The organism is Nocardia brasiliensis (assembly GCF_042691675.1).
Taxonomy (GTDB): domain Bacteria; phylum Actinomycetota; class Actinomycetes; order Mycobacteriales; family Mycobacteriaceae; genus Nocardia; species Nocardia brasiliensis_D.
In genome coordinates, this window is sequence record NZ_CP170507.1 from 3,688,607 (window position 1) to 3,705,396 (window position 16,790).

The window sequence follows — 16,790 nt, forward strand, 5'->3', positions numbered from 1 at the left end:
GCGACAGTCGCTGCCCCTCACCTTCTTCGGCAGCTTAACCTCCCAGAACCGACACTTCTGCGAGGTAGTTTCCCCGTCCCTTTTGCCCTCGATGATGGCCCACCCATCATTATTGTTACCGCTCTTGGGTGCGCCATTGGTCGCCTTACAGTTTCCGGTACCGATCGAGTCGTCCTGCATAAGTTCGATGGAGTCGCAGGTGTAGGTAGGAGTCCCAGCTGCATGTGATGTAGGTGCAACGATCAGCCAGCTTGCGGCCGAGATGGTGGCGGTGCCGAGAAGTGCGATAGTTCGTCCGTAATTGATGCGCACAGACGCTCCCATTCGTTGGGGTGACCAGCTAGTCCGGTCCACCGTACTTCCATGTATTTGAGTCCGCGAAGATTCCGGATGGGAGCGTGGGCTGACTGGAGCTGACAGTGAACGTCCGCGGCCGAGCGCGCGTTCGAGCGAACGGTGGCCCGCCTCGGACGGTGGCCACCAACGCCTCTGGAACGTCCGCATCTGCCGGGCTCCGGACGGGTTCGGTGTGGGCGGCGGTTACGTCAGCAATGCCGACGAGGGACGGTCAATCGGTCAATCTCAAACCCTGGCTACAAGATGCCCTCGAGCTGGTGCTCGCGAGCCAGGTCGAGCATGGTCGCCGCGTCGACGTCGGTCCAGAACGGCGGCGTACTGACCAGCGGGCCGGTTAACGCCGAATCCGCGAGCCAGCTGCGTCGCTCGAGGTAAGGCAGCGTCATCAGGGGACGGCCGTCGAGCTCCAGCAAATCGAAGACGAACAGTTGCACTGGGAAGGCCCGGATCAGTTCGGCGGCGGGTCTGGTGACGTGCATTCGATGCTGGAGGCGCGCGAAAGACGGTGCACCCGTTGCTGGTTCGGGCGCGATGATCTCGCCGTCGATGATCATCTCGCGCTGTCCGGCGAGTGCGGCGACGGCGGCGGTGAGCTCAGGGAATGCTCGCGATACGTCGCGCATATTGCGGCTGAAGAATCGGCACGTCCCACCGGCTGCGGTGGTGATGGCGCGCATACCGTCCCACTTCATCTCGAACGCCCACCGGCCTGGGTCATCGGGCGGCCGCCCGGCGGTCGCCAGCATCGGCGCTGGCACTGGCACAGCATCGAGCATATCGCCAGCAAATACATACCGGTCGGCCTTCCGGTCTATCCTGCCGGTGTGGCGATAGAGGAAAAAGCCCTGGTTTACCTCGTTGAAGGCGGCGTAAGCGTGTTCCGCGTGCTGGAAATCGATGCCGACCCCGACCGGCCCCGTGCACGTGTCGAGGCCGTCGGCGAACCACGACCCGGCATCTACCCGTTCTGGACTGACCTCGCACCCTTGGTTCCCGCCGACGAAGCGGAGTAGCGCGGGCTTGGAGAGTGCCACCGAGGACCGACCATCGCGCCGTGGTGTTGACCGCGTTGGCGCTGTCCGCGAACTATGGCGTCGGTCGTTAGTGAATCATCGTCGGACGTCGCAACGCGTTGGCCTGGCGAGTGGGGTAGCAAGGTCGGTATCCATCCCTTCCTGCCAGCTGGAACGAATGCTTGTCGAGGCTGCGGTGCAGCCAGTGTGTACGAATCCCTCGACGGCCCAAGCACCGTCCTCAAACCCCCGTGTGCTGGCGCTGGCCGTAAAGCACAGTGTTGCCCCGGCGCAACACCAGATGGACATCCCCGATCACTGTGTGCCGTTGAAACCTTGCCTCCGCAACGGCTTTGGGTGCGGCAGTACTCACGCACGCGCTCCTTCCGATTCGGCGGTGACTGTCCTTACGGCAGGTCAGTCCTCACTGTTGCGTAGCGGGTGAGGACCTGCTTCACGGCGTCTGTAACCGGCGGGTCCTCGGTGAGGCTGGTCCAGGTGTAGGCGTCGTGCTCGGTCAGCTCGACCGGGTCGGGGGCGGTGACGTCGACGGTGAAGTTGAATTGGCGGCTCTTCTTGCCGCTGCCAGATTGATAGTCGAAGTCACCGAGGTACTCCTGGATGTCGGCGACGTCGAGGCCGGTCTCTTCCTTGACTTCGCGGATCAGCGCATTGCCGAGCGTCTCACCCGGCTCAACCTTCCCGCTGGGCAATTCCCAGATGCCGCCCATGAAGTCGTCGACGGGTCTTTGCAGCAGAAGCACTTTGCCGTGGTACTGGACGACCGCGCCGACGACGAGTTGTTGCACCCCGTCTCGTTCGGCGTCCTGAACGAGGTTCTCCAGCAGCATGGTGTCGATCATCAGTTCCTATCCTTTCAGGTCGGCGTGGTCTGCGATGACTTTGTAGATGGCTTCGATGTAGCGGTCGACCAGCGGTATGCCTCGTTTCGGTGCCAGACCGGCAGCTTGAGGGTCACGTGGTGGATCCCTTCTACCCGCGGATAGTCGCCAACACTGGCGGACATGGCGCGGAAAATGGCCTACATCGGCAAGGCCGACGGTGCGCTCTCGCTCATCGAGCTCGCCCAGGGGCGCTCAGACCGCCGCCCGCGCCATGTTGAGCGCGCTGCGCGCCCAGCAGCGTTTCCGGACATAGTGGGCGCAGCGCTGCTCACGACCCACGGGCTGCGTCACCTCAACTGGCAACGGACAGGATTGCGCCCGCGCAATCCACGACCAAGCGTATTCAGCAGCCGTTAGCGTTGGACGATGATCGACTACGAATCGTCTTGGGCGTGGTGTCTGGCTCGGAAGGAGCTGGAGACGTCACTGCCTCGGCGTTGGGCGCACTCGAAGGGAGTAGCCGAAGCCGCGGTCGAGCTTGCGGCACAACTGAGCTGCGATCGGGAATTGCTCGAAGCCTCCGCCATCTTGCATGACGTCGGATACGCGCCCAGGCTTGCGGTGAACGGGTTTCATCCGCTGGACGGTGCCCGTTTCCTGCGGGACGAGCAGCACGCCGATGAGCGGCTTGTCCGCCTTGTTGCCAATCACACGTTCGCCCTGCTGGAGGCAGAGGAGCGCGGCCTGCGTGAGCAGCTGGAATCAGAGTTTCCGATCCTGGAAGATCCTTTGTTGGTGGACGCCTTGACCTACTGCGACATAACGACGACACCGGACGGCACTCGGACCACGGCCACCGAACGGATAGCAGAAATTCTGAGCCGCTACGGCCCGGATACCGTGGTGGGGCGGTTCATTCAGCGTGCTGCGCCGGACATTTTTGCGACAGTGGCGCGGGTCGAGCAAGCGCTATTGGCTCATCCGAGGTAGGGGTAATTGTTGGACAGGTAGTCGCCGATCTGTTGGCGCATACTCGGGTGGATGTCGTACTGGTCCAAGTCTTCGGGGAGCACGAAGGTCACGCCGTCAGCTTCCTCGTTGATGGTGGGTTTCCCGCCGATGGGTCGGCCGATGTAGGTGTTCTCGTACTGCTGGCGAATTTCGCCGTCGGTGTAGGCGACGATGTGATTCGGGTTGCTGTATACGCCCAGGAACCCAGTGATTTCGGCGGTGATGCCGGTTTCTTCCTGACACTCGCGGATGGCGCACTCCGCGGGCGTCTCGCCCATGTCCATCGCGCCACCGGGCAACGCCCACTGGCCCGTGTCACGACGCCGCTGCAACAGAATCGCCCCCGACTCGTCGGTGACCAGAAGATTGCATGCCACCACAAGCGAATTGGGCTTGGGTGCCTTCGGGTCGTAGTAGTACTCGATCCTGCCCATGATCGGCCTTTCGTCAGGGTGCCCAGGGCTTCGCCTCAGCCCAGATGGCATCGAAGCTTTCGGTGTAGTTGTCGAACCATCCAGTGTCGTCGACGCGGCGCAGTTGGAAGACCGGGTTCGCGCTGGCGGGTTGACCCCAAATGTGCGGATTGACCATGAGGTTGTCGTCGTAGCGGAACATCGAGTTGTACAGCGTTGTGTCGTGTAACCGGACCTCGCATCCTTCTTCGGATAGCAGTGGCCGGTAGTAGGTGAGTGAGGCTCGAACCTTTGCAGCCAAGGTGTCGCCTATGCCCTCCTCATGGCCGCGAGCGGCTACAGCTTCCCCGCCTGGGTCACCGAAGCACAGGCGAATCCGCGTGCCCTGTAGGGCCCGCTCCGCGAGCATCTTCACGACCTGAGGGTTCGACTGTACGAAGAACGTTCCAGAGAAGACGAGGACGTCTATCTGCTCGGTTGCTTCGCGCAGGAGTGACAACCACACTTCGCGTGGGACCTCAGCGCGGTTGGGGTAGGTAGCCACCAATTCGACGTTTTTCGTGGCAGGCACAGTCTCCGGTGTAGGTGGCCACAGGAACCCTTCCTCGACGCGGAGATGGTGAGCGACACGGTGGCGGTGTTTCGGGTGCGGCACCCGTCCACCGAGCCATCGGCCGACCGTCTTCGGGTCCACCTCACACATTTCGGCCAACGCCTCGGGCTTGATTCCTCGCTGGAGGAGCACGGACTGAAGCCGGAGGTTCACAAGCTCTATGGAAGCCGACGTGCCGTGCCATAGGCAAGGACCACGGCCGTACGGCTACCGAAACGTCCCAGGACGTCTATGGCCTTGTCCCATACGCGGTTACGCGGTCCTAGCCCCCGCGGACACGATGGGTTTCCGCTCACAAACCCGAAGGGGGCCACCGTGATTGAAGAAGTCACCGGCATTCGCAAGATTCGGATGCTCTACCTACAGCTGCTGTACCGCTGCAATTTCAGCTGCGGTCACTGCTTCCACGGTGAGCGACTCAAGCACGCCGACGCCTACACGGTGGAGCAGGCGTGTAACTTGATGCGGCTCATGCGCCAACATCACAATGTTGAGGCTGTCACGTTGCTCGGCGGCGAGCCGTTCGTCTACAAGGACTTGGCGCGAGTGGTCCGCTACGCCAAACACACCCTTGGGCTGACCGTAGAGATATGCAGCAACGGCTACCACATCGGTCCCCGTCTGCGTGAGATTGCGCCGTGCGTTGATCTGCTCCGCATCTCCTTGGAAGGGATCGGCAACACCAACGACCTCATTCGCCGGGCTGGAAGCTACACGGCCGCGCTCGAAACCCTCACCCTCGCTCGGGATCTGCGGGTTCCGACGGGTGTGACTCTGGTGGTTAACCGTTACAACATCGGCGAAGTGGTGGATCTGGCCTACACGCTGGAAGCGTTGGGAGTATCGGAGCTCAAGCTGCACCAGCTACGCCCCGTCGGAAATGCAGCCCTGCACCCCGAGATGATGGTTACCGACGCGGCCGAATACTCGGTGCTACGGGACCAGCTACAGCGCGCATCGCTGAAAATCGACGTAATCCTGGACGAAGACCTGTCCGAAGACGACCCGCCGACTTGCGCCGTTCCCAGTAAGCGACACGAAATCGACCGAATCGAGTCGGACCCACGCGGCGCACTCACGATGTCATGCAAAGCTGTGGGCAAGGACTCGCACGCCTTCTGGTACGACAAGGACAATGACCGCATCGTGCACCGGCCATCGGCGAATGATGAACTGACCCTTTTGATTCCGGATGTGGTGTATAGCCGTGCGTGAACGACACCTTTTCGAGAGCATCGAGGGCCTACCTGGAACCGGGAAATCGACGGTCGCACCGTTGCTCGCCCAGGCCCGCCAAGCAGTACTTGTGCCCACAATTCCGGCGTTCTACCAACCACTTCGGCGAGAGCTCGATGTATACGAGAACGTGGATGCGCGGATGTGCTTCTACTTGTCCGCGTTGTTCACAGCCGTCGATCAGATACGCCGCTACCTCGACGCCGGAATACCGGTGGTGGTCGAGAGCTACTTCGCTCGATGCCTGACTACTCATCGGGTCTTCGGGGCAGAGGTCGATGTCACCCTTCCGCGCAACCTTCCCCAACCCGTCATGTACCAATTGATGTGTGAGCCGGAAGAACGCCGTAACCGGTTGGCCCAACGTGAGAAACCGACCACGCGATGGGACGCCATCGGCGAACAGAACGCCGACCGCCTCACCGACGCATACCTTCAGTACCCCGTCCACCAGATCGACACCTCCGGAAGACAACCCGAACAGGTCGTACGAACCATCCTGTCCATGAATGCGATTGAGGTGAATCATGCCGACCGCTAGCCTCTGGGAAAGAACCTTGACCTTCTTCCCCCAGTTTCTCCGTGCTCTGGCCGAGGAGTGTCGACCTGGCGCAATCGTCGCCGTGGTCGGTGCCAGTGACGGCAAGTTCGTGTTGCCGCTGGCGCAAGCCGGGTACGGTGTCATCGCCATCGAGAACGATCCGATAGCGCTGAACGGCGGTGAGGTGCTGCTCCCGGTATCCGGCACCGCGTACGCCCCCGGACTGGTGGAGCGCCTGAAGGAGGCCGAACTTCACGACCGGGTTCGTATCGTGTGCAGAGACTTCCTCGAATCCGACCCCGCCGATATGACCGCCGACGCGGTCTGGACAAGTTGCTCTTGGCACTACAGCGCCAACCACAGACGCCCTCTTGGCGAATTCGTAGCCAGGATGCAACACCTCGTTCGACCAGGAGGACTGTTCGGCGCAGAGTTCATGATGCCGGTCGGATACCGTCACGAGCTCATCGAGCACTACACCACACCCGACAGGCTCGCCCGCTACTTCGGCGACGAGTGGAACGTGCTGCTGACATTGCAGACTGACACGTTCACCGAACGCGCCCACGTAGGACAACTACGCGACCACACACACCGAATGGGTTTACTCATCGGCACACGACGAATCCAGAGCGAAAGGCGAAACCTGCAACGATGAAAAACGAGTACGAGGCAAAATTCTTGTCGGTGGATGTCAACGACCTGCGGACGAAACTGACGAGTCTCGGTGCTACGCAGTCCTTTCCGCGAACACTCTTGACCCGCAAGATATTCGAGAATGACTCGCTGGCCCGTGGTGCTTGGGTTCGACTGCGCAACGAGGGATCTCGTTCGACCCTGACACTTAAGCAGGTCACTGACGCCACCACCATCGACGGCACCACCGAAATCGAAACCACGGTCGGTGACCTGCCCGCGATGGCCGAAATCCTGATCAAGCTCGGCCTGCACGAAGTCCGGTACCAAGAGAACTACCGCGAGGAATGGCAACTCGGCGACGTGGTGTTCGACCTTGACACATGGCCAGGCTTGCCGACGTTCCTCGAAATCGAAGGCCCCGACGAAACCGCCGTGCGCCGTGCAGCATCGAGCCTGGGATTGGACTACACAGAAGCCAGGTTCGGCAGCGTGGACGAAATCTACAACAGCGAGACCGGACGGGACATCCTCATTGAACCCACGCTCTTGTTCGAGGACGCGACCGGACAATAACAACCAGCGGCGACCGCACACGACGGAAGGGTGATGGCAGGGTGTGCGGCGCTAAAAACTACTGAGATCGACATCATGGCACATCCAAACCCGCCGCCACCCGAACTGCACGTGTTGGTCAGCTGCTGGTTCCCCAAACCCGGTTCAGGCGCTCGAAGTAAGCGTCATCAGGCGCCTGGATCTCTCCCTCCGACGCCGGCGGTAGGTCATAGCTGCGTCAACGGCGGGTCGAGGCCGGTGGGCGACGGGTGGATCCGACAGTAACGTGGAGTGGGCGCGGTGGTTGCCAATGCGTTCCGTGCTGACCAAACCGATGGAGGAATCGCAGGCTATTAGGACAACGGCCAGGTCGAGAAGGGTGCTCCCTGCGCACGCGGGGATGAACCGCTATCCGCGAGCGCACCTACGACCCAACCCTGGTGCTCCCCGCGCACGCGGGGATGAACCGCGCGCGCCGGCTGATCTCGATGCCGTCGGGGAGTGCTCCCCGCGCAAGCGGGGATGAACCGGAGAAGGGGCCGAGTCCGGCATCAATGAGAATGGTGCTCCCCGCGCACGCGGGGATGAACCCCAAGCCGAGCATCCTGGCCTGGAGGACCACGCCGGGCACAGTGCCCGATGACGCCTTGGAAGCAGCAGACGGTGATTCGTCGCTTCGATGGAATGTCGGACCCTGCCGAATGTGACCGACTTCCGTCGGTATCGTGTGAAGCTGTGGGGGATTCGATGCAAACCGTCGATGAGGTGTCTGGTCGGCAGTTCACTAGTCAGCACGGGCAATCGCCGCAGATCCGTGTGCTGCTCGGCTGGGTTGCCGGCGGATTCGCGGCGCTGATCGTGGTGGCGGTTCTTGGTGGTTGTGTGGTCGGCCTGTTCGGTGTCCGATACTTCGAGTCGCGCGGAGCCGCCGCATTGTCGGGAACAGCGGCCCCGATCTACGTCTTCTGCTTGGTGGCACCGCTTGCGGTCGGGCCTGCGGTTTCGCTGACGATCGGGATTCCGGCGATGCAGCTGCGGGCATTGCGTTCGGTGCGGCCGTCGAGGTTGCTGTTCATGGGTTGCGTGTCCAGCGTCGTGGCTGTGGCAGTGTTCTGGTTGGTTGGCTGTTTGGTCGCACTCACGACATCTTTGGGGACCATGCACCGACTGGTGGACGAGGCGTCCGAGAAAGCCCTCGACCATTACACTTGGCAGTTCTTCGATGCCGAGCACGTCATCTGGTCTGCACTGTTGTCCGCCGCATCGGCGCTCGCAGTGCTGGTCGTACACACGCTCGTGGCTCGGCGAAACCCTCTCGGCGACAGTCGGATACGAATCCGGCGGTCATTGGCTGCTACTGGGGCGGTGACGGTTGTGTTCGGTGGTGGTTGCGCCGCGACCGCAGTCGGCATATTCCGAGACATGCTGACGTCGACGCTCGGCTAGCAAGTGCCCCGGCCGTGTGATCGAACACGACGTCACCTCACTGATCATGCCGAAGCGTGCGCACTCCGGCCGGGGAGATGCGCCACCGTGGGACCGTTGCTATAGGCGATGGTCCGGCTGAAGCCCCATGCATCCCGCCGCGGTTGGACCGAATCACCCCTCTCCTCAGCTGAGCTCAACCACTACGATCTGCGCACGCGATGATGGAGAGGGCTAGTGATGAAGGCGTCAGAGCAAGACCCGACCCGAAGCATTCTTTCGGCGTCGAACCCCTTACCGCACGGCAGACGTGCTTGCGCGGAATGTCCCTTGGGTGCTGACGGCACCGGTGGAGTCTCGCGTGCGTCTTATGGTTCATAGGCCATTGAGGCTTTGGGTCTGGTTCGAACGCTCTCCGAGATCGTCGGCGGCTTGTTGTGATGGTCGGCGTGGATGGGCAGTGTGGGAGGCTGGTTGAATGAGGACCCGGGAGGGCTGGTCACGGTGAGGGATCGTGATCAAGGTTGCGCGATGCTGTGCGCGGAGATTACGGCGTCCTATTCGGGTTTCGGGCAGCCCGACGCAATACGCGCCTGCGTTCGGGGCCGCCGTTCTGCTGGTGCCGTTGACCGGCGACGAGCGGATGTATGTCAGCGAGCACGGCGGTGTGGACTGGTTGTGTGCATTCACCAGCCTGGAACAGCTTGCCCGCTACATGACCGCGGGGGGCGTCGAGTCCGAAGGGAGTACCGATCCGCACTTAGCGCGGTCAGGGGATCCTCGACGGTTTCACCGCACAGCGCGCCCGCTTCACGGGCTGTGGTGACTATGCAGGGCGAGGTCGGGTAGCAGTGGGCGACAGACTAGAAGTCGACCCGCAGGTCTTGGTGACGGCAGCCGAGGGGATTAATGGAATCGTCGGTGAGCTGTCAGAGCTGGGGGTGAAGGAGACCGCAGGGACGGGGCGTGGTTTTTCGTTGTTGGCGTTGTCGCCGTTGGAGGCTGGTCGGCAGAATGTGCAGCAGGCGATGGAGCGGTTCACGGAGCGCTGGTCGTGGGGTGTGCGGTATCTGGTGCAGGCGGGCAACGAGATCGCCAAGGTTCTGGGTTTGGCGGCAGGGCGCTATCACCTGATGGATCAGACGGCATCGGACACGATGAAGCAGATGTGGACGCACCTGGTCGGTAACCCCCACCTTGCCAAGGACGAGATCACGTCGCGGTCATGGCAGGACACTGTGGCAGACAACGGAATCAACCACGTCCGAAACGCTGACTACAGCGCTGATTCGTTTGATCAGGCGTTCGCCCAGATCGGCACGAACGCGCAGGTGATCCAGGCGGTCGGACCACAAGCTTTGGCGAATCTGGGCAGCTACGGCACCGGCGAACAGCTCGGCTGGCACACCGGCGCCGCTCAGCAGGCCGCGGAGATCACGAAAACGGGGGGAGACAAGTAGGTGGGGATAGGATTCGACAAATTCCTCAACAGCGTCGGTACCGCGGTCGAGGGTGTCGTCGAGTCCGGCATTCAAGCGGCAGGTCAAGTTGCGGATGCCGGCTTGGACGCCCTCGCGTCCGGTGCACGCGCGGTCGGTGCCGATGGCGCGGCGCAGTCACTGGGTGATCTCGGTGATCGGATCGCGAGTGCGACCGGCGGTCAGGTCGACGAGCGAGAACTGGGGCAGACCCGGGATCCGAAGGAACTGGTCCGAGGCGAGCCCGCGGCCATTCATGACGCCGCTGAAGCGCTGCGGAAGATGGGCACCAGCATCGACTCCACCGGCAATGCGCTGCGGACCATCGATACCGCGAACTGGACCGGCTCGGCCGCCGACGCGTTCAACGAGGTATTCGACAAGCAACCCAAACTGTGGTGGGACGGCGCCGACGCGATGGGCAAAGCCGCTGGCGCGTTGGATAACTGGTACAGCGAAGTCGTCTCCGCGCAAGCCAAAGCAGCAGATGCGATCGCCAAGTGGGACGAGGCCGACACCGAGGAACGTGCGAAGAAGAACGCGTGGAACGCGCTGTCGGACAAGGACAAATCCGGGCGCACGCTGACCGACACCTGGACCCCGATCCGCGCTATCGCCCGCGACATCCTTCGCGACGCACGCGCGCAGCGCGATGGCGCGGCCGCGACGGCGACGAGCAAATTGATCGAGGCCGCCGCGAGCGCGCCGACGGAACCACCGTTCACCGAACGGTGGTCGGACAACCTGAGCGATCTCGCCGACATCTACCACCACGGCAAGGAAAGCTTCGATGCAGGCCTGCTGACGAGCCTCACCTCGATGGTGCAGTTCGTGCGACAGGTGAATCCGACCGACACCTACAACCTCACGCATCCCGCCGAATACTTATCGAGCATGTCGAACCTGGGCACCGGGCTGGTGGTGGCCGCCGCCGATCCCGGCGCGGTGGTGTCCTCAGTGGTGTCGGATGCTCGACGAAATCCCTTCGAGTTCGCGGGCAGCCTGACCGGCGACGCTTTGCTGGCCGCGGCGACCGGCGGTGCCGGTGGCGCGAAAACCGCGGCCACAGCGGTCAACAAGGTTGAAGACGCGGTACGGATCACAGACCGTGCCACGAGTCTCGGCACCCACACGCCCACACCAGCCCCAAGAACGGCACCGGCCGCTCATGACGTACCCAAGCCCAGCCACGAGGCGCCGTCGCCGAGCACCCAACCAGCAACCCAGACCGCTCCGGCCGCCCAACCCGGCACGCACGCAACACAATCCGGGGACGTCAGTCCCCGCCCCGGCACCACCAACCACTCGCCTGAAACCCCTCAGCGCCCGGAAACAGATGCTGCACCGTCGCGCGCCGACGACCAGGCACCCCCAGCGCGACCCAGCGAGACAGATGCCGCACCATCACACCGCCCCGAAGACTCCTCGCCGACGGCGCATCCGGACACTGATCGGTCCCCACGACATGCCGACACCGAAGCGCCGTCCCGCACCAACGGGGACCGACCACCGGCGGCCCACCCGGAGCCCGAATCCAGACACCCCGACGCCGATACCAAACCCCCCGCGCCGCACCATGAATCGCCTAACACCACCGATCACAGCGATGACACCCACCCAGGTAGCACCGATCAGCGGAGTCCACACCACGTACCGGACCACACCCCGGTGGATCCGAGCCTCCAACAGCGAGCCGACGTTGACCACAACGCCTACGATCGCGCCCAGGAGCCCGGCCACGAATCCGACCGGACTCCGGAGCAGAAGACCTGCACCGACGACCCTGTCGACATCGCCACCGGCGAGTTTCTGCTACCCGAAACCGACATCGCCATGCCGGGGATCCTGCCGCTGGTACTGCGGCGCACCCATCGTTCGAACTACCGATTCGGTCGCTGGTTCGGGCCTTGCTGGTCCTCGACATTGGATATGCGGATCGTCGCCGAACATCAAGGCGTCACCTTCATCGGTGAGGACGGGCTCCTGCTTGCCTACCCGCACGCCGAACCAGGCGTGCCTGTTGGGCCTGTCACCGGCGGACAACGCTGGACCCTGACGCGAACCGAGAGCGGCGGATACCGCATCCACGACCAACAACGCGAATTGATCTGGCACTTCGCGCCAGAACCAGTCCTCGGCGGCATTGAATCCCGACTCGGCAATTACGCCATCTCCGCGATTACCGACCGGCATCTCAACCGCATCCGCTTCCACTACAACACCGCCGCCGAGCCCATCGCGGTCTCACACTCGGGCGGCTACCGGCTGCGAATCGACACCACGGCTGGACGAATCACCGCACTCGAAGTGCTCGACAGCGCTACGGAGGAAGTCCAAACAGGAACACGGGTAAGGGAATTCGGCTACGACACAGGACTTCTCGTTACGGTCACCTCCAGTCCTGGTGCCACGATGCGCTACACCTACGACGACGAGTACCACATGACGTCGTGGACCGATTCCAACGGCAACCAGATGGTCAACACCTACGACGAATCCGGCCGCGTGATCTTCCAACGTGGCACCGGGTCGGTGCTCGATACCGACTTCGAGTATCACGAATTCGCCGATGGTGCTGGACGACTCACCACCGTCACCAACTCCGTCGGCGCGGTCACCAGCCACGGCTTCGACCGCGAACTGCAATTACGTGACCTCATCGAACCGGACGGCGGGCGCACCCACATCGACTACAACGCCGACCGCAAACCCCTGCAAGTCATCGGCCCCGATGGTGGGAGAACCAGCTACCGCTACACCGCGGACGGCGATATCACCGAACTTCAGCGCCCCGATGGGCACACCATCGTGCTCGAGTACCTGTGGCGAAACCGGCCCATCACGATCACTCGGCCAGACGGCACCGTATGGCGACACGAATATGACCAACAAGCTAATCTCATCGCCGCCGTCGACGCAACCGGAGCGCGGACCGAATACACCTACCACTCCAACGGTGCCCTGGCCACGATCACTCAACCAGGCGGCGCCCGCACCACCATCGAAGTCAACCCCGCGGGGCTGCCGGTCGAGGTGACCGACCCCTACGGCGGCCTCACCCACATTGAGCGCGACGCTGCTGGTCGACCCACCCGAGTGAGTAATCCTCTCGGCGAGACAACCCACTACCAATGGTCACCACAGGGCAGACTGCTCTCCCGCACCGACCCCGACGGCCACGCCGAATCATGGACCTACGACGGCGAAGCCAACATCCTCACCCACACCAACCGAGCCGGTGACACCACACGATTCAGCTACGGCGCATTCGATCTGCTCGCAACCCGCACCGAGCCAGATGGTTCCACCACTCGCTACACCTGGGACGCCCAACGCCGACTGAGGACAGTCACCAACGCCCTCGGTCAAACCTGGACCTACACCTACGACACCACCGGACGACTGGTCGAAGAAACCGACTACAGCCGCGCCACAACCAGATACACACACGACACAACCGGACGCGTCGCCACGATCACCGCCGCCACTGGCGAGACCCGATACCAGGCCTACGACAAACTCGGTCGGCTCACCGAAATCGGATCTGACTCCGGCGATTGGGTCCGCTACACCCACGACCACGCAGGAAGAATCCTCACCGCAATAACCGGAACCGACGAAAGCCCAACGCACACCCTCGAATTCACCTACACGCCGACCGGGGCACTGGCGACCCAAAAACTCGATGACCAACCGGTGATGCGCCACGAATACGATCAACACGGCCGCCGCGCCCGCCGAACCAGCCCCACCGGCACCACCACCACATGGACACACGACCTTGCCGGACGCGTGCACAACCTCACCGCAGACGAGCACGCCTTCACCTTCGCCTACGACCCGCTAGGTCGGCTCACCGGCTGGCAGGTCGGCGAAGTCGCTGTCGCCCTGGACTTCTCCAGCGGTAGCCGGGTCGCCAAACAAACGGTGACCGGCTTCCCCCGCATATCCCTAGACCTCGAACCAACCAACCGACCCGAGCCTCGCCAGCTACGCCACGACGAATACACCTACCGCCCAGACGGATACCTCACCCGCCGTAGCCTTGCCCACGCTGACCTCGAACCACACCACTACGACTACAACCTCGACCCCATCGGTCGAGTCACCACCATCGCCCACGACGGCACGATCGCCGAGCGCTACACCTACGACGACCTCAGCAACATCACCAGCGCCCCGTCGACCGGCACAACCGGCGCCGAGCACCAGCCGACTATCGATCTCGGCACAACCAGGACCGCAAGCACGCCGCACCCCGCCGACAGCTCGAGCCCGCGCGAGTACCGCGACAATCTACTCATCCGCGACGGCCGCACGCGCTACCACTACGACAAGTCCGGCCGACTGATCCGCAAGACCACCACCAGACTGTCCCGAAAGCCCGACGTCTGGCACTACCGCTACAACAGCTTCGACCAACTCGTCGACGTCTGGACCCCTGACCGGCAGTGGTGGCACTACACCTACGACGCCCTGGGCCGCCGCACCACCAAACAACACCTGGACTCCGATGGCATCGTCCTGGAACGCACCGACTACACCTGGGACGGCACTCAACTCATCGAACAAACAACCAGCGACGTCACCACGCGCTGGCAATACCAACCGAACTCACACACACCGATTACGCAAACCACAGATCAAAAGACGGTCGACCGCGAGTTCTACGCCATTGTCACCGACCTCGTCGGCGCGCCAACCGAGCTGGTCGATCCCGACACCGCCCGTACCGCCGCGACCGCGACAACCGACCTCTGGGGCAAGACCGACTGGAGCGGTGATACCACAACACCGCTCCGATACCCGGGCCAGATTCACGACCCTGAAACCGGATTGCACTACAACCTGCACCGCACCTACGACCCCGCTACCGGTCGCTACCTCACCACAGATCCATTAGGGCTCACCGCGGCGGCCAACCCGAGCACCTACCCGCACAACCCCACCACATGGTCAGACCCCCTCGGCCTCATCCCGGATGAATGCTCGAACACACAAACCCGCGATCCCTCGAGCCCCGCCCTTCCACAAGCACCGGCGGACCCCACACCGAATTCGCTGTACCACTACACGAATGAGCAAGGCCACGACGCGATCCTCGAAACCCAAGAGCTACGGCCCTCACTGCGCGAACACAACCCCAAAGACGCACGATACGGAGACGGGCAGTACCTCACCGACATCGAACCCGGCACACGAACACCAGCTCAGCTTTCAGCCGCATTCCTGCGCGTACCGTGGGCCGGGCAAAAGTTCTCGCACTTCTTGGAAATTGACGTCACAGGACTCACTGTCGTCCAAGGTAGGCCCGGCGTCTTCGTCGTCCCCAACACAGAGCCCCTCGATCTATCAGGGCGAATCGTTCGATCGGGAAGGAACTGATCATGAGATACGTGAAAGTTGTCTGGCACCACGACTTCGATGAAGAGCCGGTCTACTACTTCCATGAAGTCGGCGACGATAGCTACGAAACGCGTCGCGTTCAGATCTACCGCGACGGACGCCGGGAATGGGCAGACGAAACCCACGAAACAGCCACCGCCGGCCTCGCTGAGATACCGATCGCCGCGGTGGATGAGATCGCCAGCCAGCCTGAGTTCGACGCTGAAGAGATCCCGCAAGACGAATTCGAGCGCGAGTGGTCGAAAGCTCAGTGAACGACGAGCCGGCGGTTCGTCATAGCGGCGTCAACGGCGGTTCGGGGCCGGTGGGCGATGGGTGGATCCGACAGTAACGTGGAGTGGGCGCGGTGGTTGCTACTGGATTCCGTACTGACCAAACCGATTGAGGAATCGCAGGGTATTAGGAAAACGGCCAGGTCAAGAAGTGTGCTCCCCGCGCACGCGGGGATGAACCGGAGTACACGACCACGCCGTGACCAGCGTCGATGTGCTCCCCGCGCACGCGGGGATGAACCGCTGACGAGCGCGTTCGCGGTCGGCTCTATCACGTGCTCCCCGCGCACGCGGGGATGAACCACCAAGGAGTGGAGAACCAGCTTCCTACGGTGTGTGCTCCCCGCGCACGCGGGGATGAACCTCCCAAGCTCGAACCCGCACCGCCCACGAAGAAGTGCTCCCCGCGCACGCGGGGATGAACCGCCGCACTCACTGTGCAGGACAGGCCGTTTCGCGTGCTCCCCGCGCACGCGGGGATGAACCGGATCTGTTCCAGTTCACTCCGGTCGCGAAATAGTGCTCCCCGCGCACGCGGGGATGAACCGTGGGCGTGAATCTGCGCGGACATCGGCGGGGAGTGCTCCCCGCGCACGCGGGGATGAACCGGGATGGACGCCCAGCTCCGTGTCGCCGCCAGCGTGCTCCCCGCGCACGCGGGGATGAACCGGCGGTGCGTGACGCCAACGTCAAGGGCATCGAGTGCTCCCCGCGCACGCGGGGATGAACCCTCGACACCCTGCGCTGCCGGACCCCCGACACGGTGCTCCCCGCGCACGCGGGGATGAACCTCCCGCTCCGCCGTGCGCGCCGAGCAGCCACACCAGCGGGGCGTGCTCCCCGCGCACGCGGAGATGGACCGAGTTAGGACACCAGGCACGATGAGGTTAGCCAGTGCTCCCCGCGCACGCGGGGATGAACCGCTGCGCCGCTGGTGCGGCTGCGCCCGCTGGCCGTGCTCCCCGCGCACGCGGGGATGAACCGCGAGA

Annotated in this window: 14 protein-coding genes and 2 CRISPR repeat arrays (1 of these 16 cut by a window edge); of the genes, 10 read left to right on the forward strand and 4 right to left on the reverse strand. The window is 63.1% G+C overall.

Translation table 11 applies throughout. The annotated features are described in order from the left end of the window. Positions 1 to 593: 593 nt before the first annotated feature. Positions 594 to 1,121: a hypothetical protein gene (locus ACFK0J_RS16975; RefSeq protein WP_378741325.1), complete on the reverse strand. Its 528-nt coding sequence runs from the start codon at positions 1,119 to 1,121 to the stop codon at positions 594 to 596. A gap of 60 nt (positions 1,122 to 1,181) precedes the next feature. On the opposite strand from ACFK0J_RS16975, the gene ACFK0J_RS16980 reads away from it, so the two are divergent. Continuing rightward, entirely contained in the window at positions 1,182 to 1,370 is a 189-nt protein-coding gene (locus ACFK0J_RS16980; RefSeq protein ID WP_378741327.1) for a hypothetical protein, read from the forward strand. Between the two features lie 407 nt (positions 1,371 to 1,777). Here ACFK0J_RS16980 and ACFK0J_RS16985 read toward each other — a convergent pair whose 3' ends face one another. Next, positions 1,778 to 2,233, reverse strand: a complete 456-nt coding sequence (locus tag ACFK0J_RS16985) for an NUDIX hydrolase (RefSeq protein ID WP_378741329.1) — start codon at positions 2,231 to 2,233, stop codon at positions 1,778 to 1,780. Positions 2,234 to 2,641: 408 nt separating this feature from the next. On the opposite strand from ACFK0J_RS16985, the gene ACFK0J_RS16990 reads away from it, so the two are divergent. Next, positions 2,642 to 3,205 carry an HD domain-containing protein gene (locus ACFK0J_RS16990; RefSeq protein WP_378741331.1) on the forward strand — a complete coding sequence of 188 codons (564 nt, stop codon included), beginning with the start codon at positions 2,642 to 2,644 and terminating at the stop codon, positions 3,203 to 3,205. On the opposite strand, the gene ACFK0J_RS16995 is transcribed toward ACFK0J_RS16990, so the two are convergent. Together ACFK0J_RS16995 and ACFK0J_RS17000 are read right to left on the reverse strand one after the other, a co-directional pair. Beyond that, positions 3,193 to 3,660: an NUDIX hydrolase gene (locus ACFK0J_RS16995; protein ID WP_378741334.1), complete on the reverse strand. Its 468-nt coding sequence runs from the start codon at positions 3,658 to 3,660 to the stop codon at positions 3,193 to 3,195. The genes ACFK0J_RS16990 and ACFK0J_RS16995 overlap by 13 nt on opposite strands. 13 nt (positions 3,661 to 3,673) lie before the next feature. Beyond that, positions 3,674 to 4,210 (reverse strand): hypothetical protein, encoded by a 537-nt coding sequence (locus tag ACFK0J_RS17000; RefSeq protein WP_357942510.1) that lies wholly within the window; start codon positions 4,208 to 4,210, stop codon positions 3,674 to 3,676. A 357-nt stretch (positions 4,211 to 4,567) separates the two neighbouring features. Between ACFK0J_RS17000 and ACFK0J_RS17005 the strand changes: the two genes are divergently transcribed. The 8 genes from ACFK0J_RS17005 to ACFK0J_RS17040 all read left to right on the forward strand — a co-directional run bounded on the left by ACFK0J_RS17005 (position 4,568) and on the right by ACFK0J_RS17040 (position 15,783). After that, positions 4,568 to 5,467: a radical SAM protein gene (locus ACFK0J_RS17005; protein WP_378741338.1), complete on the forward strand. Its 900-nt coding sequence runs from the start codon at positions 4,568 to 4,570 to the stop codon at positions 5,465 to 5,467. Then, complete coding sequence (locus ACFK0J_RS17010; protein ID WP_378741340.1) at positions 5,460 to 6,029, forward strand: hypothetical protein; 570 nt, start codon at positions 5,460 to 5,462, stop codon at positions 6,027 to 6,029. The genes ACFK0J_RS17005 and ACFK0J_RS17010 overlap by 8 nt, the downstream gene beginning before the upstream one ends. Beyond that, a complete protein-coding gene (locus ACFK0J_RS17015) occupies positions 6,016 to 6,687 on the forward strand; it encodes a class I SAM-dependent methyltransferase (protein ID WP_378741342.1) in 672 nt (223 codons plus the stop codon). Before ACFK0J_RS17010 ends, ACFK0J_RS17015 begins: the two co-directional genes overlap by 14 nt. Beyond that, on the forward strand, positions 6,684 to 7,241 hold the full coding sequence (locus ACFK0J_RS17020) for a class IV adenylate cyclase (protein ID WP_378741344.1): 558 nt from the start codon (positions 6,684 to 6,686) through the stop codon (positions 7,239 to 7,241). The genes ACFK0J_RS17015 and ACFK0J_RS17020 overlap by 4 nt, the downstream gene beginning before the upstream one ends. A gap of 357 nt (positions 7,242 to 7,598) precedes the next feature. Next, positions 7,599 to 7,813: direct repeats of the CRISPR family, unit length 31 nt; unit sequence AGTGCTCCCCGCGCAAGCGGGGATGAACCGG. 172 nt (positions 7,814 to 7,985) lie between these two features. Further along, positions 7,986 to 8,666, forward strand: a complete 681-nt coding sequence (locus ACFK0J_RS17025) for a hypothetical protein (RefSeq protein ID WP_378741346.1) — start codon at positions 7,986 to 7,988, stop codon at positions 8,664 to 8,666. Positions 8,667 to 9,496: 830 nt separating this feature from the next. Next, complete coding sequence (locus tag ACFK0J_RS17030) at positions 9,497 to 10,105, forward strand: hypothetical protein (RefSeq protein WP_378741348.1); 609 nt, start codon at positions 9,497 to 9,499, stop codon at positions 10,103 to 10,105. Then, positions 10,106 to 15,508, forward strand: a complete 5,403-nt coding sequence (locus ACFK0J_RS17035) for a putative T7SS-secreted protein (RefSeq protein WP_378741350.1) — start codon at positions 10,106 to 10,108, stop codon at positions 15,506 to 15,508. Positions 15,509 to 15,510: 2 nt separating this feature from the next. After that, positions 15,511 to 15,783: a DUF6881 domain-containing protein gene (locus ACFK0J_RS17040; RefSeq protein ID WP_378741353.1), complete on the forward strand. Its 273-nt coding sequence runs from the start codon at positions 15,511 to 15,513 to the stop codon at positions 15,781 to 15,783. A gap of 171 nt (positions 15,784 to 15,954) precedes the next feature. After that, positions 15,955 to 16,790: direct repeats of the CRISPR family, unit length 28 nt; unit sequence GTGCTCCCCGCGCACGCGGGGATGAACC; it runs 359 nt beyond the window's last position.